This is a genomic window from Stenotrophomonas maltophilia (assembly GCF_013464915.1).
Classification (GTDB): Bacteria; Pseudomonadota; Gammaproteobacteria; order Xanthomonadales; family Xanthomonadaceae; genus Stenotrophomonas; species Stenotrophomonas maltophilia_AT.
In genome coordinates, this window is the sequence record NZ_RAVT01000034.1 from 54017 (window position 1) to 74872 (window position 20856).

At 67.3% G+C, this 20856-nt stretch carries 15 protein-coding genes; 10 read left to right on the forward strand and 5 right to left on the reverse strand.

All coding sequences use genetic code 11. The annotated features are described in order from the left end of the window. Window positions 1-54 precede the first annotated feature (54 nt). Genes D7T59_RS12925 through D7T59_RS12935 form a run of 3 tightly spaced genes read left to right on the forward strand, consistent with a single transcriptional unit; the run spans window position 55 to window position 7308 of the window. Window positions 55-5454 carry a DNA repair ATPase gene (locus D7T59_RS12925; RefSeq protein ID WP_180852599.1) on the forward strand — a complete coding sequence of 1800 codons (5400 nt, stop codon included), beginning with the start codon at window positions 55-57 and terminating at the stop codon, window positions 5452-5454. Then, window positions 5451-6158, forward strand: coding sequence for a hypothetical protein (locus D7T59_RS12930; protein ID WP_180852600.1), 708 nt, complete (start codon window positions 5451-5453; stop codon window positions 6156-6158). Before D7T59_RS12925 ends, D7T59_RS12930 begins: the two co-directional genes overlap by 4 nt. A gap of 40 nt (window positions 6159-6198) precedes the next feature. After that, window positions 6199-7308, forward strand: a complete 1110-nt coding sequence (locus D7T59_RS12935; RefSeq protein ID WP_164137248.1) for a toxic anion resistance protein — start codon at window positions 6199-6201, stop codon at window positions 7306-7308. A gap of 72 nt (window positions 7309-7380) precedes the next feature. On the opposite strand, the gene D7T59_RS12940 is transcribed toward D7T59_RS12935, so the two are convergent. Next, complete coding sequence (locus D7T59_RS12940; protein WP_180852601.1) at window positions 7381-8268, reverse strand: LysR family transcriptional regulator; 888 nt, start codon at window positions 8266-8268, stop codon at window positions 7381-7383. 96 nt (window positions 8269-8364) lie between these two features. Between D7T59_RS12940 and trpB the strand changes: the two genes are divergently transcribed. The 6 genes from trpB (at window position 8365) to D7T59_RS12970 (ending at window position 14456) form a co-directional block, all read left to right on the forward strand. After that, window positions 8365-9582 (forward strand): tryptophan synthase subunit beta, encoded by a 1218-nt coding sequence (gene trpB, locus D7T59_RS12945; RefSeq protein ID WP_164137250.1) that lies wholly within the window; start codon window positions 8365-8367, stop codon window positions 9580-9582. Further along, entirely contained in the window at window positions 9579-10259 is a 681-nt protein-coding gene (locus tag D7T59_RS12950) for a hypothetical protein (protein WP_180852602.1), read from the forward strand. Before trpB ends, D7T59_RS12950 begins: the two co-directional genes overlap by 4 nt. 1 nt (window position 10260) lies before the next feature. Then, window positions 10261-11070, forward strand: a complete 810-nt coding sequence (trpA, locus tag D7T59_RS12955) for a tryptophan synthase subunit alpha (protein ID WP_180852603.1) — start codon at window positions 10261-10263, stop codon at window positions 11068-11070. Between the two features lie 408 nt (window positions 11071-11478). Beyond that, window positions 11479-12354: an acetyl-CoA carboxylase, carboxyltransferase subunit beta gene (accD, locus tag D7T59_RS12960; protein ID WP_005410473.1), complete on the forward strand. Its 876-nt coding sequence runs from the start codon at window positions 11479-11481 to the stop codon at window positions 12352-12354. Further along, the gene (gene glmM / locus D7T59_RS12965; protein WP_164137253.1) at window positions 12354-13715 is read left to right on the forward strand and encodes a phosphoglucosamine mutase; all 1362 of its coding nucleotides are present in this window, start codon (window positions 12354-12356) and stop codon (window positions 13713-13715) included. Before accD ends, glmM begins: the two co-directional genes overlap by 1 nt. A 258-nt stretch (window positions 13716-13973) precedes the next feature. After that, complete coding sequence (locus tag D7T59_RS12970) at window positions 13974-14456, forward strand: RcnB family protein (protein WP_180852604.1); 483 nt, start codon at window positions 13974-13976, stop codon at window positions 14454-14456. 19 nt (window positions 14457-14475) lie between these two features. Here the strand turns inward: D7T59_RS12970 and galE are convergent, their stop codons facing one another. The 4 genes from galE to D7T59_RS12990 form a co-directional block, all read right to left on the reverse strand. Then, on the reverse strand, window positions 14476-15516 hold the full coding sequence (gene galE / locus D7T59_RS12975) for a UDP-glucose 4-epimerase GalE (protein ID WP_180852605.1): 1041 nt from the start codon (window positions 15514-15516) through the stop codon (window positions 14476-14478). 68 nt (window positions 15517-15584) lie between these two features. Then, window positions 15585-16442, reverse strand: a complete 858-nt coding sequence (locus D7T59_RS12980; protein WP_180852606.1) for a polysaccharide deacetylase family protein — start codon at window positions 16440-16442, stop codon at window positions 15585-15587. Further along, window positions 16435-17580 carry a glycosyltransferase family 4 protein gene (locus tag D7T59_RS12985; RefSeq protein ID WP_164137257.1) on the reverse strand — a complete coding sequence of 382 codons (1146 nt, stop codon included), beginning with the start codon at window positions 17578-17580 and terminating at the stop codon, window positions 16435-16437. The genes D7T59_RS12980 and D7T59_RS12985 overlap by 8 nt, the downstream gene beginning before the upstream one ends. Before the next feature lie 18 nt (window positions 17581-17598). Next, window positions 17599-19479 (reverse strand): DUF3413 domain-containing protein, encoded by a 1881-nt coding sequence (locus tag D7T59_RS12990; protein WP_164137258.1) that lies wholly within the window; start codon window positions 19477-19479, stop codon window positions 17599-17601. 152 nt (window positions 19480-19631) lie between these two features. Between D7T59_RS12990 and D7T59_RS12995 the strand changes: the two genes are divergently transcribed. Further along, complete coding sequence (locus D7T59_RS12995) at window positions 19632-20609, forward strand: isopenicillin N synthase family dioxygenase (RefSeq protein WP_180852607.1); 978 nt, start codon at window positions 19632-19634, stop codon at window positions 20607-20609. Window positions 20610-20856 lie beyond the last annotated feature (247 nt).

Here is a 20856-nt window from a genome sequence, read left to right on the forward strand (position 1 = left end):
CCGCCCGCGCCGGCCGCHGCTGCGGCCGTCCGCCCGTGAGCCGGAAGCCTGCTGATGTCTGAAACCCATCCGACCGCCGAACCCACCGCAGTGGAGGCTGGCGGCAACACTGTCGACCAGGCCGTTGCCCAGGGCGGTGCCTACGAAGTCCTGCGCCGCCGCCTGGCCGAGCAGGGCCAGCGCCTGCAGGGCCTGGCCGAAACGCTCAACCGCCAGCGCCTGGCCGAGTTCGGCGACAGTCGCCTGGAAGTGGTCGGGCGTTTCCGCATCCGCAGCGAGAACAACTGCGTCGGCCGCGACATCGTGCAGGTGGGCCCGGACCGCCTGTTGTTCGGCTACAACGTGTTCATCGGGCTGAAGACCCAGACCCGTATCGAGGACGTGTTCGGCCTGTACCGGCTGGTGCAGGGCAAGGATGGCTACGACGTGGCCGCGCTGGAGCTGAAGGGCAGCTTCCTCGACCAGCCCGGCTTCGTGCACGACTTCAACGAGCTGTACGCCTACTACAAGCATGCGCGCCTGCTGCAGCTGATCGTGGTTGGCGACAAGCTGCTGGCTTCCTTCCAGATCGGCGAGCGCAGCAGCGATGTGCGCGTGTTCCGCTGGGCGCTGTCGCGCGACGGCGAACTGACCTATCTGGACGCGCGCGGCGAACGCGACATCGCGCTGCCGCCGCCGTTCGACTTCGAGTGGACCAGGGCCACCCGCGACCTGGCGGTGAACGGCCGCCATTCGCACCTGAACATCCTCGACACCCTGTTCGTGGAAACCACCGGCGGTGACCTGACCATCAAGGTCGAGAACAACACCGAAACCGGGCAGGGCATCTACAGCGAACCGGTGGAAGACAGCACCCAGTCGCTGGACGACGCACAGTTCGAGTTCGCCCGCGTGGGCTCGCTGCTGCTGTTGAAGGTGCTGCCCTACCGCGAAACCGTGTGGCGCGGGCTGATCTACAACACGCTTACCGGCGACATCGTACGCAACGACGCCATCGTCCAGGCCTGCGTACAGCTGCCTGAAGACCACGGCGTGATCTTCCCCGGCGGTTACTACCTTCAGGGCGGCGAGCACAAGGCGTTCGATGCCTCGATGGCCGGCATGCAGTTCAAGCGCAGCATCCGCTCGCCCAACGGCGAGGACGTGCTTTACATCTTCTACGAACGCGAGGGCGGTCGCTCGGCGCTGTTCGTCTACAACACCATCCAGCGCGTGCTGCAGAACCCCGTGTTCGGCCACGGCTATGCCTTCCTGCAGGATGGGCGCATGGTGCTGTTCCACGCCGAGGGTGCCGAACCCACCCGCATCCACCCGATGCAGGTCTGGCAGACCCCCTTCAGCAGCGACGAGTTCGCTGCCAGCCGACCGCCGGGCAACACCTTCATGGGCCGCATCGGCAATGCCGAACTGGTGCGCGGCATCTCCAACCTGTTCAACCTGGCGCGCGAGATCGACGGCCAGGACGTGTCGGTGCAGCGCTACCAGCGCCTGGTGGCCGATACCCGCCGCCTGTTCGACACCCACCACTGGCTGGGCGACGAGGCCTGTGACGGTGCCGAGGCGCTGCTGCGGCAGATCAGCGCCACCGGCGAATCGGTGCTGGACGAATACGAGAAGGTGCAGTCGATCCGCCAGCAGTCGGCGCAGGCGATGGTCGACGCCGAGGCCACGCACAAAGCCCTTTTGGGCCGCCTGCAGCCGCAGAACTGGAACGAGGTACAGGCCTTCGTCGAAGCGCTGAACGAAATCACCGCGCTGCGCGGGCGGCTGCTGACCATCCGCGAACTGCGCTATATCGATACCTCGCGCATCGAGGCCATGGCTGCCGAACTGGTGCAGGCACAGGACCGTGTCGGTGCGTCCACCGGTGAATTCCTGGCCGGTGATGCCGCGCTGGCACCGCTGGGCAGCCGCCTGCAGGCGCTGGATGAAGCCGCCCAGCAGGCCAGCAGCGCCCGCCGGCTGGACGAGCAGCTGGACGGCATGCGCGGCATGGCTGCCGACCTGGACATGCTGTCCGAACTGATGGCCGGGCTGAAGGTGGACGATGCCACCGCGCGCACCCGCGTGGTCGAATCCATTTCCGCGCTGTACGGGCGGTTGAACCAGGCGCGCACCCGCGCCGAACAGCGCCGCCGCACCCTCGGTTCGGCCGAGGCGGTGGCGCAGTTCGCCGCCCAGTTCGCGTTGTTCTCGCAGTCCATCACCAGTGCGCTGGCGATGGCCAGCGATCCGGAAAGGGCCGACGAACAGCTGTCACGCCTGCTGGTGCAGCTGGAAGAACTGGAGAGCCAGTTCGGCGAGCATGAGCAGTTCCTCGGCGACATCCTCAGCAAGCGCGAGGAACTGGTCGAGGCCTTCGAAACACACAAGCAGGCGCTGCTGGATGACCGCCAGCGCAAGGCACGTTCGGTACTGGATGCGGCCAACCGCATTCTCGATGGCCTGGCCAAGCGCACCGAGCGTTTCGCCACCGCCGATGAACTCAATGCGTTCTTCGCCGGCGACCCGCTGATCCTCAAGCTGCGCGAGCTGGCCGAGCGGCTGCGCGCGCTGCGCGACAACGTCAAGGCCGATGACATCGAGGCGCGCCTGAAGGGCGTGCGCGACCAGGCCGTGCGCCAGCTGCGCGACCGCAGCGACCTGTACGAAGCCGGTGGCAACGTGGTCCGGCTTGGCCCGCGCCACCGTTTCAGCGTCAACACCCAGGCCCTGGACCTGACCCTGTTGCCGCGCGGCGATACGCTGGCCATCCACCTGACCGGCACCGACTTCCTGGAAACCCTGCACGACCCGGAACTGGAGGCACTCAGGCCGTTCTGGCCGGTGACGCTGGATTCGGAATCCGATGCGATCTACCGCGGCGAATATCTGGCCGGCTGCCTGCTGCTGGCCGCACAGCAGGGCCACGATGGGCTGGACCTGGCCCAGCTGCAGCACGATGTCGCCACACCCGAAGCACTGGACCAGCGCGTCCGTGCCTTCGCTGCGCCGCGCTATCGCGAAGGCTACGAGCGCGGTATCCATGACCATGACGCCGCGCTGATCCTGCGCGCGCTGCTGCCTTTGCAGCAGTCGGCTGGCGCGCTGCGGCATGCTCCTGGTGTACGCGCGCTGGCGCTGCTGTTCTGGGCGGCGCAGCAACGCGAAGAAGCGGTACTGCAGTGGCCCAGCCGCCAGGCTGGAGCGGAAACCATTGCCCGCCTGTTCGGCTCCGACGAAGGGCGCGTCGCCCTGCGCGCGGAAATGGCGGCAGCACTGAGCGCGTTCGCGCAGTCGCAGTCGTTGCCCTTCGACGACGAAGCCGCCGAGGCGGCGGCTGCCTATCTGGCCGAAGAACTGGTCAATGGCGAACCGGTGTTCAGCACCAGCAGGCATGCCCAGGCCCTGCTGGAGGCCCTGGCCCAGCAGCTGGACCAGGCCGGGCAGCGCGAAGTACTGGAGCGCGCCCTGCAGCGCACGCAGGACCCGCTGGCCGCGCGCTGGGCACTGGCCGGGCAATGGCTGCGCGCGCTGGCCGGGGTGCCGGCACAGGCCGCGCACGCCGGCTACGCCGACGAAGCGGCCGCGCTGCTGCTGGTGCAGCGCCAGCTGCGCACGCGGGCCAGCGACGCGCTGCTGCGCGTGGACGTGCCGGGCCTGCTTGGCGAACACCCGCGCATCCACAACGGCACGCTGTCATTGTCGCTGGATGACTTCCTGGCACGCCTGCAGCACCACCTGAAGCGCTTCGTGCCCGATTTCCATGCGTACCAGGCGGTGCGCCAGGGCATCATCAACCGCGAGCGGCAGACCCTGCGCCTGTCCGAGTTCAAGGCGCGGCCGTTGTCTTCGTTCGTGCGCAACAAGCTGATCAACGATGTCTACCTGGGCGTGATCGGTGACAACCTGGCCAAGCAGATGGGCACGGTGGGCGAGAACAAGCGCAGCGACCTGATGGGCCTGCTGATGATGATTTCGCCACCGGGCTACGGCAAGACCACGCTGATGGAATACGTGGCGCACCGGCTGGGCCTGGTCTTCATGAAGATCAACGGCCCGGCGCTGGGTCACGAGGTGCGTTCGCTGGACCCGGCACAGGCGCCCGATGCCACCTCGCGGCAGGAACTGGAAAAGCTCAACCTGGCGCTGGAGATGGGCAACAACACCATGCTGTATGTCGACGACATCCAGCACACCCATCCCGAGTTCCTGCAGAAGTTCATTTCGCTGTGCGATGGCACCCGTCGCATCGAAGGCGTGTGGCGTGGCCGCACCCGCACCTACGACATGCGTGGCAAGAAGTTCTGCGTGGTCATGGCCGGCAACCCGTACACCGAGTCCGGCGAGGTGTTCAGGATTCCGGACATGCTGGCCAACCGCGCCGACATCTACAACCTCGGCGATGTGCTGGGTGGCATGGAAGCGTCGTTCACCCTCAGCTACATCGAGAACAGCCTGACCTCCAACCCTGTCCTGGCGCCGCTGGCCACGCGTGACATGGCCGACCTGTATCTGCTGGTCGATCGTGCGATGGGCAAGGACGTGTCCACCAACGGCCTCAGCCACGCCTACAGCAGCGCCGAGATCAACGAGATCACTGCCACCCTGCAACGCATGCTTCGCGTTCGCGACGTGGTCTACCGGGTCAACCAGCAGTACATCGCCAGTGCCGCGCAGGACGATCGTTACCGTACCGAGCCGCCGTTCCGGCTGCAGGGCAGCTACCGCAACATGAACAAGCTGGCGGAGAAGATCTCGCCGGTGATGAACGAGGACGAGCTGCAGCAGCTGATCTCCGACCACTACCTGGGCGAGGCGCAGCTGCTGACCACCGGCGCCGAGGAGAACCTGCTGAAGCTGGCCGAACTGCGCGGCGTACTGGATGAGGTGCAGTCGCAGCGCTGGGCGCAGATCAAGCGCGATTTCCTGCGCAACAAGGCCATGGGCGCCGACGACAGCGATGTCGGCGGGCGCGTGGTCGCGCAGTTGGCGGACATCGCCAGCGCGCTGCAGCTGCCACCGCCGGCGCCGGAGGTGGCCCCTGTTGCCGTCGCCGACCCGGCGCCGTGGCCGGCATTGCTGGAGGCCCTGCAGCGCCTGTCCGAAACACGCCCTGCGCCCGCTGTGCCGTTACCGGCCGCGGTTGCCCACAGCAGCGCGCCGGCCACGCTGCTGGCCGAAGACCTGCAGGCCGGGTTGGCGCCTCTGGTCGAACTGCTGGTGGCATCACAGGCGCAGCAGGTACAGGTGTCGCAGACCCTGGCGGCGTTCGCCGGTTGGGCGCGGCAGCAGGTCGAGCGCGGCGGCTCCAGCGGCGCGGTGCCGCAGCGTGCACGCGTACGCCGTGCCACGACGCCGGAAGAACGCGCACTGGATGAAGCGCTGATGCGGCACTTCTACGGCGAGTCGCTGCCGCCGGAAGACAGCGAAGGCGGCCTGGCATCGACACCGCAGCCGCCGCCGCTGCCGTGACCCCGCAGGCGCCACTGCCGCCACCGGTGTTGCCGGACACGGCCGATATCGCCGTGCTGGCCGATTACGGTACGCCGCTGCTGCAGGCACTTGCGCAGCGGGCCGTCACGTTGCCCCCGGTTGCGGGCGAAGGCCTGGTGGCCGCGCTGGCGCGTATCGCTCTGGCCCTGCAGGCGGGGAATCCTGCGCAGATCCGGCGACAGGAAGGCTGGTGGGGGCGCCTGCTTGGGCGCGATGTTGACCGCGAGGCGCAAGCGCATGCGCTGCAGTCGCAACTGGGGGTGCTGGCCCTGCAGGCGCGCGAGCAGGCCCAGCATCTGCAGCATTACCAGCAGCAGCGCGCCCTGGCCATCGTTGAACGTTCAGAGGCGGCCACAGCACTGGACGCCTGGGCCGAGCTGGGCGCATCACGGCTGGCGCAGTGTGATGCGTCCGGGCATGCCGTGCTTTCGCAACGGCTGGATCACCTGCGCCGGCTGGCGACCCTGCATCGCGTCGAGGCCGGTCAATGGCAGCTGCTGCAGGACCAGGACACGGCGCTGCTGCAACGTTTCGCGCGCATCCATGATGTCCTGCTGCCCGCCTGGCGGCAGGCCGCACTGGCCGATCAGAGCGCCGCAGGTGCTGCATTGGCGGGGAAGGCGGCTGCGCTGCACGCCCAGATCGATGACGAGGTTGCGGCCGCTCAGGCTAGACTGCGCTGAATCGGCCACAGCCGCTTACCCATTTCAAGGAGATCGCCCGATGGTCCAGGACAGTCAGAGCCCCGGCACGCTGGTACCCGCCAACACTGCCGTTTCCACGCTCGACGAAGGCACGCTGAAGGCACTTGGCCTGGTCCATGAGGATCTGCCGCGTATCGCCGAGATCCGCCGTGAGCTGGACGACCTGCGACCAGGCAATCTGCAGGTGTTCGGTCGCGACGCCGCCAACCGCACGGCCGCGTTCTCCAGCCAGCTGCTGGACCAGGTGCGCAATCGCGATCTCGATGCCAGTGGTGAAAAGCTGGGCGAAGTCGTGCGCATCGCGCGCAGCCTCAAGCTCGACGGATTCGCGCAGCGTTCCAGGGTGCCGTTGATCGGAGGCCTGATCGATCGGTTGCGCGCATCCAAGGGTGAGCTGGTGCAGAAGTTCAGTGACACCAATGCGCAGATCGAGCAGCTGCTGGGAGACGTCGGCGCGCAGCAGGTGCTGATGGGCAAGCGTGTGGGCGAGTTCGACCGCATGCACGATATCGTCCGTGAGGAACGCCACGCGCTGGGCCTGTACGCCGCTGCGGGCAAGCAGCGGCTGGCAGAACTGCAGACCGAGCAGCTGGCCGGGCGGGGCAGCGAGGACCCGCAGCAGCGGATCCGCCTGGGCGAGGTCGAGAATGCGATCCGCCTGATCGACAAGCGGGTGTCCGACCTGCAGCTGATGCAGCATGCCGCCGATCAGTCGCTGCCGATGATCCGCCTGATCCAGGCCAATGCACTGCAGCTGATCGAGAAGTTCAACACGGTCCGCGAGATCACCATCCCGTCGTGGAAGCGCCAGTTTGCGATCCAGCTGTCACTGGGCGAGCAGAAGACCGCGGCGGAGCTGGCCAGCGCCATCGACGACGCGACCAACGAACTGATGCGCCGCAACGCGGATCTGATGCGCCAGGCCTCGGTGGATACCGCGCGCAGCAACCAGCGCGGCGTGATCGACGTGGCCACGCTGCGCCATGTTCACGACCAGCTGATCGCCACGGTGGAAGAAGTGCGCAGCATCCATCGTGAGGGGATGCAGCAGCGGCAGCAGGCGGAAGTGGAACTGTCGCGCCTGCGCGAAGACCTGCAGCAGCGACTGGCCACCCCGGCCGCCAGCTGAAAAAAGGGGACGGAGGGGATTAAGTCGTAAGTGGCACAAACGACGTAATCCCCTCTGTCCCCTTTTCCATTGTCAGCGCAGCTGCTGGCTCGCCCAGTCCGCCAGTGCTTGCACGCGCGAGTTGGCCGGGCCATCCGGCCATGCCAGTACCCAGAAGCCGCCGGTGGCGGCAAATCCCCAGGGCGCGACCAGGCGGCCTGCCGCCAGGTCCTCGGCCACCAGCGGCTCCGGTGCGATCGCCGGGCCCAGCCCGGCTACCGCGGCTTCCAGCAGGTAGTACAGGTGCTCGAAGGCGGTGCCCAGCTGCAGCTTCGACACGTCCAGGTCGTGCGCCTGTGCCCATGCCGGCCATGCCTGCGGCCGTGAGCTGGTGTGCAGCAGCGTCTCCTGCAACAGCGCCGAGGGCGGTGCATGCCGCAGGCGCTGCGCCGCCGGATGCGATGGCGCCACCACCACGCCGACCCGTTCCGGTGCCAGCTCGCAGACCTGCCAGCCCCGTGGCCACGGGCCCTGCGCCAGCAGCAGCACGGCGTCCAGCGCCGCCTGTGCTTCGGTGAAACTGCCATCCAGCGCCGACCACTGCAGGCGCACGCCGGGCAGGGCGGCCTGCAGCGCTGGCAGGCGTGGAATCATCCAGCGCGCCAGCACGCTGCCACTGCAGCCCAGTACCAGCGCTGGAGAGGCTGCCGGCCGTCGCAGTTCGCGCACGCAGTCTTCGATGCCGCTGAAGGCCTCGCTGCACGCTGCCTGCAGGCGCGTACCCGCAGCGGTCAGGCGCAGCCCGCGCCCGGCCCGCTGGAACAACGCCAGGCCGAGGTGGTCTTCCAGCAGCTTCAACTGCCGGCTGACCGCACCGTGGGTGACGTGCAGGTCCTGCGCGGCGCGGCCAACCCCGCCCAGTCGGGCCGTGGCCTCGAACGCGCGCAGGGCATTGAGTGGAGGCAGAAGGGAACGGCTCATGTGAGATTTCCTGACGATATGCGCCAGATAATATCCATTTTCCGGTCACGACCCGTGCGCTAGAGTATCCACCTGTCTGAACCACCGGTCGTATCCATGTCTGCCTCCCCCATTGCCGACTATCACGCTTTCCCGGATGCCCAGGGCCACTTCGGCCGCTACGGCGGCAGTTTCGTTGCCGAAACCCTGGTCGGCCCGCTGCAGGAACTGGCCCAGGCCTATGACCAGGCGCGCCAGGATCCCGCATTCCAGCTGGCCTACGACCGCGACCTGGCCCACTACGTGGGCCGGCCGAGCCCGATCTATCATGCCCAGCGCCTGAGCGATCACGTCGGCGGCGCGCAGATCCTGCTCAAGCGCGAAGACCTGAACCACACCGGCGCGCACAAGATCAACAACACCATCGGCCAGGCGTTGCTGGCCGCGCGGATGGGCAAGAAGCGCATCATCGCCGAGACCGGCGCCGGCCAGCATGGCGTGGCCAGCGCCACCGTTGCCGCGCGGCTGGGCCTGGAATGCGTGGTGTACATGGGCGCCACCGACATCGAGCGGCAGAAGATCAACGTCTACCGCATGAAGCTGCTGGGCGCGACGGTGGTGCCGGTCACCTCCGGCTCGGCCACCCTGAAGGACGCGCTCAACGAAGCCATGCGCGACTGGGTGACCAATGTGCAGGACACCTTCTACATCATCGGCACCGTGGCCGGCCCGGATCCGTATCCGCGCATGGTCCGTGACTTCAATGCCATCGTCGGCCGCGAGGCGCGCGAGCAGATGCTGGCCGAGTACGGCCGCCTGCCGGATGCGATCACCGCCTGCGTCGGCGGCGGCAGCAATGCCATCGGCCTGTTCCATGCCTTCCTCAACGACCGCCAGGTCGAGATCTTCGGCGCCGAAGCCGCAGGTGATGGCATCAGCACCGGCCGCCACGCCGCGTCGATCGCCGCTGGTCGCCCCGGCGTGCTGCACGGCAACCGCACCTATGTGCTGTGCGATGACGACGGCCAGATCATCGAGACCCATTCGGTGTCGGCAGGCCTGGACTATCCGGGCGTCGGCCCGGAGCACGCGTTCCTGGCCGATACCGGTCGCGCACGCTACCTCGGCATCACCGACGAGGAAGCGCTGCAGGCCTTCCATCTGCTGGCCCACACCGAAGGCATCCTGCCGGCGCTGGAGTCCAGCCATGCGCTGGCGCAGGCGATCAAGCTGGCGCGTGAGCGTCCGCGCGACCAGATCGTCCTCTGCAATCTGTCCGGCCGGGGCGACAAGGACGTGCATACCATCGCCGCGCGCGAAGGGCTGGCACTGTGAGCGCGCTGCTGCGGAACAGCGGCGTGCTGCTGCTGGCCCTGGGCCTGGCCGCGTGCCAGCCGCCGGAACCGCCGGTCCTTGCGCCGGCTGCCAAGGCCACCACGCAGCCCGCACAGCAGCCGGCCGCCAATGATGACCTCGACCCGATGGCGCGTACGCCGATCGACGATCCGCCGTCTGTGGAAGACACGGACAGCGATGACGCGCCAGCGGTGGCCTCGGTGGCGCTGGACCATGCCGGCGAGGTATTGATCGGACAGCACATGACCGATCTGAAGGCCTTCGGGCCGTGGACGGCACAAGGGGCCGTCGAAGCCATCGGCGGTAGTTGCGAGTACTACGACGGCAAGGGGCTGCCGCCCGGCGTGTCGATGATGACCGATGAAGATCGGGTGGTCCGTTTCGACCTCGGCCTGGATCCGGAAAGCGGGGCGCCGACCCAGCAGCCAGGCCCATTCGGCCTGCGCGTCGGCATGACCCGTGCCCAGGCGGTTGCCCGGTTCCCGAAGCCGCCTGTGTCCAGCCCGCATGCCTACGATGGCGAGCAGGGCGAGTATCTCACCTGGCAGGACCCGGGCTCGGCCCTTGGCATCCGCGTGGAACTGTTTGAAGGGCGGGTCATCCAGATGTACTGGGGGACCAGCGATGCGATTGAACTGATTGAAGGATGTGCCTGAGATGCCCGTATCCCGACTCGATGCCTGTTTCCAGCGCCTGCGCGAGCAGCAGCGCAAGGCACTTATCCCCTTCGTCACCGCCGGTGATCCCTCGTTGGAGGCCACTGTGCCGGTCATGCACGCGCTGGTCGAGGCCGGTGCCGATGTGATCGAGCTGGGCGTGCCGTTCTCTGATCCCATGGCTGATGGCCCGACCATCCAGCGCAGCTCCGAGCGCGCGCTGGCACGGGGGGCCGGCAGCCGTTACGTGCTGCAGGCCGTGGCGCAGTTCCGCGAGCGTGACGCGCAGACGCCGGTGGTACTGATGGGCTACCTGAACCCGGTGGAGATCCATGGCTACGCGGCCTTCGCCAAGGCGGCCGTGGAGGCTGGCGTGGATGGTGTGCTGCTGGTCGACCTGCCGCCGGAAGAAGCCGGTGAAGCGCAGCAGGCCTTCGATGCCGCCGGCCTGGCGCTGGTGCTGCTGGCTTCGCCGACCACCAGCGAGGTGCGTGCCGACAAGCTGCTGGCGCTGGCCCGTGGCTATCTTTATTACGTCAGCTTTGCCGGTGTCACCGGCGCCTCCGAGCGCCTGGACAGCGATGCCGCCAGCGCCCGTCTGCAGGCGCTGCGCGCGCGCGCGTCGGTGCCGGTGGTGGCCGGCTTCGGCATCAAGGATGCCGACAGTGCCGCGGCCATGGCCCGCCAGGCCGACGGCGTGGTGGTGGGCAGCGCGCTGGTGGCGGCGCTGGCTGAAGCGGATTCGACTGAAGACGCAGCCCAGCGCGCTCGAGCCTTCCTGGCCCCGCTGCGGCAGGCGCTGGACGCGTAACAGGACGGCCGGCCGCTGGCCGGCATCTACCTSACCACTCGCGTGCAWGGGCTGCCGGCCWGCGGCCGGCACTACCCATGGGTCTGCACGTAAGGGTTGCCGGCCAGCGGCCGGCACTACCCATGGGTCTGTACGTAAGGGGTTGCCGGCCAGCGGCCGGCACTACCCATGGGTCTGCACGTAAGGGCTGCCGGCCAGCGGCCGGCACTACCCATGGGTCTGCACGTAAGGGTTGCCGGCCAGCGGCCCGGCGCTACCCGCGCGGCGTTGCCGCGCTAAACGTACGTCCCAGCATGGTTTTTTCCGGCACCCCCATGCCCGGCAAGGGGGTGCACGGGCAGGGAAAGCGGAGCTAGACTGTCCGCCTTTGCGGCCCCCGGGCCGCCCTGAACGGAAGTGTCCTCCCGCATGAGTTGGCTCAGCAAGTTGATGCCGTCCGGCATCCGCACCGACAACACCCCCAGCAAGAAGCGCAGTGTCCCCGAGGGCCTGTGGGAAAAGTGCAGCAACTGCGGCAGCGCGTTGTACCGTCCGGAACTGGAAGAGAACCTGGAGGTCTGCCCGAAGTGCGGCCATCACATGGCGATCCGCGCGCGCGCGCGCCTGGCCGCCCTGTTCGACGCCGACAGCACCACCGAGATCGGTGCGCGCCTGGGTCCGACCGACCTGCTCAAGTTCAAGGACCAGAAGAAGTACAGCGAGCGCATCAAGATCGCGCAGAAGAACACCGGCGAGTACGACGCGCTGATCGCCATGCGCGGCCTGCTCAAGGGCCGTGCGCTGGTCGCCTCGTCGTTCGATTTCGCCTTCATGGGCGGTTCGATGGGCTCGGTGGTGGGTGAACGTTTCGCGCTGGCTGCTGAAACCGCAGTGGAGATCGGTGCGCCTTACGTGTGCTTCTCGCAGAGCGGCGGCGCGCGCATGCAGGAAGGCCTGTTCTCGCTGATGCAGATGGCCAAGACCTCGGCCGCGCTGGGCAAGCTGCGCGAAGCTGGCCTGCCGTACATCTCGGTGCTGACCCACCCGACCACCGGTGGCGTGTCGGCCTCCTTTGCGATGCTGGGCGACATCAACATCGCCGAACCGCAGGCGCTGATCGGCTTTGCCGGCCCGCGCGTGATCGAACAGACCGTGCGCGAGAAGCTGCCGGAAGGCTTCCAGCGTTCGGAGTTCCTGCTGGAGCACGGTGCCATCGACCAGATCTGTGATCGCCGCGAGATGCGCGACCGCCTGTCCGATCTGCTGGCGATGCTGGGTCGCCAGCCGGCGCCGGAGGTGGCTTGATGGGAGGCCGCAAGTACTTCGGTACTGACGGCATCCGCGGACGGGTCGGCCAGGGCGTGATCTCGGCCGACTTCGTGCTGCGCCTGGGCAATGCCCTGGGCCGTGTCCTGGTGGCCCAGCGTGGCCAGGACGGGCGCCGGCCGATCGTGGTGATCGGCAAGGACACCCGCATTTCCGGTTACATGTTCGAAGCGGCGCTGGAGGCCGGGCTGGTTGCTGCCGGTGCCGATGTGCAGCTGCTGGGGCCGATGCCGACCCCGGCGGTCGCGTTCCTGACCCGCACGCTGGGCGTGGACGCCGGCATCGTCATCAGTGCCTCGCACAACCCGCACTACGACAACGGCATCAAGTTCTTCTCCGCCCAGGGCGAGAAGCTCGACGATGCCACCGAGCTGGCCCTGGAAGCGGCACTGGATGTTCCGTTCACCACGGCCGAATCGGAAAAGCTGGGCAAGGCATCGCGGGCGCGCGAAGCGGTCGGCCGCTACATCGAGTTCTGCAAGGCCAGCGTGCCGCGCACATTCGACCTGCGTGGCCTGCGCCTGGTGCTGGATTGCGCGCACGGTGCCACCTACCAGATCGCGCCACTGCTGTTCCGCGAACTGGGTGCCGAGGTGATCGGCATCGGTGCCGAGCCCAATGGCGTGAACATCAACGCCGGCGTGGGTTCCACCCATATCGACAACCTGGCGGCCAAGGTCCGCGAGACCCGTGCCGATCTCGGCATCGCGTTCGACGGTGATGGCGATCGCGTGCTGATGGCCGACGACCAGGGCAATCCGGTCGACGGCGATGACCTGCTGTACATCCTGGCCCGTGCATGGAAGGCCGAAGGCCGCCTGCGCGGCCCGGTGGTCGGTACGCTGATGAGCAATTACGGCGTGGAGAAGGCGTTCGCCGACCTGCAGATACCATTCGTGCGCAGCAACGTCGGTGATCGTTACGTGCACCAGGCGCTGGTCGAAGGCGGAGGCGTTCTTGGCGGCGAGGCCTCGGGCCACCTGCTGTGCCTGGACCGGGCCACCACCGGCGACGGTATTGTCAGTGCCCTGCAGGTACTGGTGGCACTGCGCAACAGCGGCCAGACCCTGCGCCAGGCGCTGAAGGGCCTGGAGCGGGTGCCGCAGAAGACGGTCAACGTGCGGCTGGGCAATGTCTCGGCCAAGGCCACGGTGCAGGCCGACAGCGTGCAGGCCGCGCTGGCGGCCGCGCAGCAGTCGGTGGCCGGTCGCGGTCGCGCGTTCCTGCGTCCGTCCGGTACCGAGCCGGTGGTGCGGGTTACCGTGGAAGCCGATGACGCCACGCTGATGCAGGAAACGCTGGATCGCCTGTCCGCTGCGGTGCGTGAAGCCGCTGCCTGAGTCGCGGTTGCGGTACAAGCTGGAACACCAACATGGCCGCGTTTGCGGCCATGTTGCTTTCCGGCGGCAGTGGCTGAACGATGCGCGACCGGTGACCATGTTCAGCTGCGGCTGGGCACTTTGTGACGCGTCATGAACGACGCGCAGCGTATTCCCGGTGCCAGGCTCCCTTGCAATCACGCAGGACTTGCGCAGGCAGGGAACCGGTCGGAGCGGATCGCGCTCCATCCTTCTTCTTTCGTTGCAAGGATCCTGACCATGAACACCTCACTGCGCTACAGCCGCTGCCTGCTGGCAGGGGCGCTGCTGGTGATGCCGTTGCTGGGTGGTGTCTCCATCGCAAGTGCCGAGCGCCGCCCCGAAGGAGGGCCGCATATGTCCGCCCCACGCGAAGAACCGATGCGGGCGCCCTGGGGCTACCCGCGGATGGAGCGCCCACGCGAACTGGGCAATGCGCGGCCGGCGTTCCGCGATGAGTACCGGCACAACTTCCGCGCCGACCATGCCTTCCGCATCGGCCCGTATCATCCGCCCGTTGGATATGCGTACCAGCGCTGGCACTACGGCCAGTTCCTGCCGCGCCCGTACTGGGTCGGGGACTACATCCTCAACGACTTCTGGCTGTTCGGCCTGGACATGCCGCCGATGGGCTACGAATGGGTGCGCTATGGCCCGGATGCGCTGCTGATCGACACCGGCAATGGTGAGATCGTGCAGGTCGTGTACGGGCGTTTCTTCTGACCACTGGTGCCTGCCCGCATCAGCGCGCGGGCAGGTGCGTTGGCATTGCAACCTGCGCGGCCTGTGACATGGCCCGCTGCCACTTCCAGGTGTCCCGGCACATGTCGGTGAGATCGTGACGCGCCTTCCAGCCCAGCTCGCGCAGCGCCAGCGAGGCATCGGCGAAGCTGACCGCGATGTCGCCATTGCGCCGCGGCACGATGCGGAACGGAATCCGTATGCCGGTGCTGAGCTCGAAGGCCTGGATCAGTTCCAGCACGCTGTGGCCCTGGCCGGTGCCAAGGTTGAGGGTGATGCTGCGCCGCTGGTCGCGAAGGAACTGCAGGGCCAGCACGTGGGCGCTGGCGACGTCCTGCACATGGATGTAGTCGCGCACGCCGGTACCGTCATGGGTCGGATAGTCATCCCCGAAGACCTGCACTTCCGGCAGCAGTCCGGCGGCAACCTGCGCGATGTACGGCATCAGGTTGCTCGGCGTGCCATGCGGCAGCTCGCCGATCAGCGCGCTGGCGTGGGCGCCGACCGGGTTGAAGTAGCGCAGCGTCGCGATATGCAGGTCCTGGCCCGTTGCCGCCAGGTCGGCGAGCAGCTGCTCGACCACCAGCTTGGTGCGCCCATAGGGCGTCATCGCACAGGTTGAAGCGGTCTCGGCCACCGGGCAGTGGTCCTGGTTGCCGTACACCGTTGCCGAAGAGCTGAAGACCAGCAGCCGCACGCCTGCATCCTGCATGGCACCGAGCAGGGCAATCGAACCGCTGATGTTGCTGTCGAAGTACTGCAGTGGAATCTGCTGGGATTCGCCCACGGACTTGAGCGCGGCGAAGTGCAGCACGGCATCGATCGCGTGCTCCTGCATCAAGGCGGCCATGCGCGGCCGGTCCCGGATGTCAGCCTGCACGAACACCGGCGCTTTGCCGGTGATCCGCCCGATGCGCTCGACCACGCTGGCGTCGCTGTTGCACAGCGAGTCCACGATGACCACGCCGTGCCCCCGCTGCTGCAGCTCCACGCATGCATGCGAGCCGATGTAGCCGGCACCGCCGGTCACCAGTACGTTCATTGCCTTCACTGTTCCTTGGAGTCCATTCGAAAACCGGGCGCTGCCTTGATGAGGATGAACGTGGCCTCCTACGGGCCGGGTACCATCTTCTTCTGCCGCGCCTTGAAGCCGTTGAAGATCGGCGCGATCAACGGGTTGTAGCTCCATGCGATGCGCTTGCGCAGCCAGCTGGCCGGACGGTTGCGGATCGCGAAGCGATAGATGCGCTGCGGATCGCCGCCAATCACGTTGCGGCCGAAGGGGTGGGTGGTGTGCAGGTAGCGGAAGCCCTGTTCGCGTGCCACTTCGATGTAGTCATCGTCGAAGTCACCATAGGGCCAGCACAGCGTATCGGAGACTTCGCCGAGCTTCTCCAGCAGTGTCTGCTTCGCCATGGCCAGGTCGCCGCTGATGCCTTCGCGGCGCTGTGCACGGTCCAGGTCATCGCGCTTGAGCCAACGGGTGTGGCTGTGGGTATGGCAGTGGACCTCGAACGTGCCGGCTTCGATTGCCGCACGCGCTTCGCTCCAGCGCATCATTACTTCGTCGCTGCGGCCCTGCTTGTAGATCAGGTCTTCGCAGGCACGATGTTCCGGCGTGGCCGGCAGCTCGGCGCCTTCGATGCCTGCATGCGGGCGGATCGGGCCTTCATGCATCCAGCCGGTGACCACGAACACCACCGCGTGCATGCCGTACTTCTGCAGGATCGGATGGGCATAGACCCAGTTGTCCAGGTAGCCGTCGTCGAACGTGATCACGATCGATTTGCGCGGCACCGGCTTGCCGGCCAGAAAGCCGGCGTACTGGTCCAGCGTCAGTGAGGTCCAGCCGGTACGTGCGAGCCAGGCGATCTGGCTCTCGAAGTTCTCCGGGGATACGGTGATCATGCCCGGCGAGTTGCTGACATGGTGGTGCATCAGCACCGGTACGGTTCTGGCGTTAGCCATGACCCAGCTCCTTCAACCATTGGAGGTAGTAGTTTTCGGTGGCCTCTCCGTGGCCGGCTGCGCTGAACTGCCTTGCGCTGCGGACCCAGTCCCAACCGGCGCGGCCCATCTGCCGTCGACGTTCCTGATCATCGACCAGCAGCCGCAATGCGCCAGTGAGTGCTGCGTCATCACCCAGCCGGGTGAGGATGGCATTGCTGCCTTCCACCAGCATTTCAGGCACGCCGCCAACGTGATGCGAGACGATCGGCAGTGCCGCCTGCGCAGCCTCGAGGAACACGGTGCCCGAGGCTTCCTTGTGGGTGGCCAGGGCGAAGATGTCGAAACCGGCCATCAGCCGGTGGGCATCGCTGCGGAAGCCGAGCAGGTGGACCTGCTGCTCCAGGCCGAGTTCGCTGCGCAGGGCCTGCAGGCGGCCCATCACCGGCTCGCCGTCACCGACCACGGCCAGGTGCAGGTCGGGATTGGCCTTGCACAGTGGCGCCATGGCGCGCAGCAGCTCGGCATGGCCCTTGGGCTCGCGCAGCACGGCCACGCAGCCGACCACGATGTCGTGCTCGGCGAAACCGAGTTCGGCGCGGACCTGTGCGCGGGTGTCCTGCAGGTTCTTCCAGGGATCGCCCTGCTCGGTCATGCCCCAGCGCGGAGGCGTCGCCATGGGGGGCACGATGCCGATGTGTTCGGCGGCAATGCCGCGGTCGATCAGCAGGCGCTTGACGAAGTTGCTGACGGTGATGATCCGGTGCGGAAGACCGGTATAGGTCAGCAGCGAATTGACCGGGCTCATCAGGTGTCGCGAGCGCACCACCAGTGGCGTGCCGCCCAGGCGTGCGCCGGCCGCGGCGATCAGTGCATCGCGGCGGCTGGTGGTGTTGACCACGTCGTAGCGCTCGCGGCGCACCAGGCGTGACACCGACCAGATGCCGCGCAGCAGCCGTGCCAGGCCGCCCATGCGCAGGGTATGCACGGTGAAGCCATCGTCGCGCGCGAGCTGGGCCAGACGGGCATCGGGCTGGCACAGCAGCGACACCTGGTGCCCCCGCGCACGCATCACCTGCATGTGGCGGAAGATGTAGATCTCCTGGCCACCCATTCCCCGGGCAGCTTCGGTATGCAGGATCCGCAGCGAGCGTTTCATGGAATCCATCCTCTGTGGTCAGCGGTTGCGGAAGCGGGTCAGCGCTTCCCATGCGGTACGGACGGCGCCGGCATCCGGGGCCTGTTGCGGCAGTGGGCGGTAGTGCAGGTCAAGCGCCGTCGCGTTGCCGAACTTGTCGAACACGTAGATGGCGTTGCCGTGCCGGACGGCGCGTTGTGACCAGCTTTCCACCACCAGTGCGCGCTCGCCTGCGGGTTCGGCCAGCAGATCCTGGCCGGTGCTGAAGTCGCTCAGTGCGTTCTCGCAACCCAGGGCGTGGCGCATCAGGGTCGGCACCCAGTCCTCATGCGAACTGATGCGTGCTTCGTGGCCGCTGCCCTGGCCGGGCCAGTGCAGCACGAACGGCACCTGCAGCTGGTAGTCGGAGAAGTTGCCGTTGTGGCCCCAGTAGTTCAGCTTCAGGTCGTTGAACTCCTCGGCGTGGTCGCCGGTGACCAGGACGATGGTGTTCTGGTCCAGGCCCTGCGCGCGCAGATCGTCCAGCAGGGTGCCGACAAGGCTGTCGGCGTAATGCACGGCGGTCCGGTAGCGGTTCAGTTCCGGGGCCGGGTCGTGGTCCGGGCCGAACTTGAGGAAGTCGATTTCCTGCGCCATCGGGGTTGCCAGCGGCGGGTAGCCTGCGGGCATGTGGTAGGGCGCATGGGTGGAATCGAGGAAGACGAAGCCGAACCACGGCGTGTGCGCTGCCTGGCTGGCACGGATGTCCTTCTGAAGCGAGGCCACGATGCTGCTGTCACGGCCTTCCGAACGCAGCTCGGACGGGCCCTGGTGCAACTGGTCGCGGACATCGGCAAATGCAGTGCGGTCGAATTCCGGGCTGTACATCGGCGCGCTGCCGTACAGATGCAGGTCGTAGCCCTGCTGGCCCAGCACCTTGAACAGCTGTGAGCCGCGCTGCTCGTCAAGCATGCTTTGCCAGTAACCGCCCGGCAGGCCGTAGAGCAGGCCGAACAGGCCATAGCGGGTGGCGTTGCCCGTGCTGAAATGACGGTCGTAGACACGGGCGGACGTCGCCAGTGCCGAGGTGTTCGGCATGATCTGCGGGGTAAGCGCATCGTGGCGCAGCGATTCCAGCACGACCATCAGCACGTTGGGCCGCTGTGGGCTCTGGCAGCGCAGCGGCTGCAGCGGATACAGCAGCTGCGCATGGCGCGGATCGGGCAGGCCGACCTGCTGCTCACTGACCACGCCCAGCCTGCGCATGAAGCTCTTGGCGGTGATCGGCTGGGCCCAGGGCAGGTAGTTCCACTGGGCGATCACGTCACGGTCGCCGCGTGCGTCGTAGTAGGCGGTGGCCACCTGGCCGCTCGCCATCAGCAGGGCGACCACCGCCCAGGCCTGCAGCACCCTGCGCCGGCGGGGCGCAGCCGGCAGCAGCTTCCAGCACGCCCAGGCCAGGATGCCTTCGGCGGTGAAAATGGCCGCCACCAGCAGGCCGACCTGCACCCAGGTCTTCCACGACAACGCAACCTGGTCCTGCAGGGCGCCGCCGAACACCATGTTCACGACCATGGCATTGAGGTGGAAGCGGTACAGGGTGAACACCTTGGCGTCGACCAGCAGCAGGCACAGCCACAAGCCCTGCAGCAGTACCGCGCTGATGCTCAGCGTGCGCGCGCTGCGCGGCCACAGGCCCAGCAGCAGTGGCAGCGCGCCGGCCAGCGCGCCGAAAGCGAGCAGGTGCCCGGGCAGGGCAATCGCGAGATAGGCCAGGCCCTGGTGGCCGCCCGGGTTGTCGTGCAGCGGCACGTTGCCGAGGGTGATCATCGTCGCCAGCAGCGCATTGCCCAGGACGAACAGTGACCACCACGCAAGCCGGCGCCAGCGAAGGGCTGGGCCTGCAGGGGGAAGGGCGATGGCGGCTGGGGCGTTGGGCATGGTGCGTCGGGTCCGGGAAGCGCGGTCGGGGCTTGCGCTGCCAACGTGATGGATTCGTTAAATGTGCGCAGGTCGCGCATTGTATCGATTTGTTTCCGAGGATCGAGTAGCGTCCGCCGGGCGATCTGTCACAATGTTCAGGCGGGCCATGAATGCGCGGGCCCCCCAGACCCAATGACAAGCCAGGAATCGCTGTGAGCCAGATCCCCACCCTCGACATCACCCGTTTCGACAGCGACCGCGAGGCCTTCGTGGCCGAGCTGGGCGCGGCCTACCGCCAATGGGGATTCGCGGGCATCCGCAACCACGGCATTCCGCAGGCCGAAATCGACGCGGCCTACGATGCCTTCAAGGCCTTCTTCGCCCTGCCGGACGAGGTCAAGCGCAAGTACCACGTGGCCGGCAGCGGCGGCGCCCGCGGCTACACCCCGTTCGGTGTGGAAACCGCCAAGGGCTCCAAGCACTTCGACCTGAAGGAGTTCTGGCACATCGGCCGTGAAATCGCCGATGACTCCAAGTACCGTGACGTGATGGCGCCGAACCTGTGGCCGACCGAGGTCGAGGGCTTCCGTGAGCGTGGCTACGGCCTGTACCAGGCGCTGGACAACCTGGGCTCGCGCGTGCTGTCGGCGCTGGCCCTGCACATCGGCCTGCCGGAAGACTTCTTCGCCGACAAGACCAACTTCGGCAACTCGATCCTGCGTCCGATCCATTACCCGCCGATCACCACCGACGACATCCCGAACGTGCGTGCCGGTGCGCATGGCGACATCAACTTCATCACCCTGCTGGTCGGCGCCAGCGCCGCGGGCCTGGAAGTGCAGTCGCACGAGGGCGAGTGGGTGCCGTTCACGTCTGACGCGGACACCATCGTGGTCAACATCGGCGACATGCTGCAGCGCCTGACCAACCATGTGTACCCGTCGACGATCCATCGCGTGGTCAATCCCCCGGGCGAGCTGGCCCGCCAGCCGCGCTACTCGGTGCCGTTCTTCCTGCACCCGAACCCGGACTTCCTGATCGACGTGCTGCCCTCGTGCATCACCCCGGAGAACCCGAGCCGGTACCCGGAGCCGATCACCGCCCACGGCTTCCTCGAGGAACGGCTGCGCGAGATCAAGCTGAAGTAATGAGTGAGAAGGCCGCCGAAAGGCGGCCTTTTTCTTTGCAGGGCTGCCGCCCTGCACCTGCGGTAGTGCCGGCCGCTGGCCGGCAACCTCAACGTCAACGTCCAGAGCGGCTCTGGGTTTCTGCTGGTCGGGCGGGGCGCTGTGGGCTGGCAGGACACGCCGTGAACCCCCAGACCGGCCCAGCCGCTGGCGGCTGTGCGTTCGGGCGCTTGCGAAGCAGTGCTTCGCAAGCAAAGCGCCCTCACCC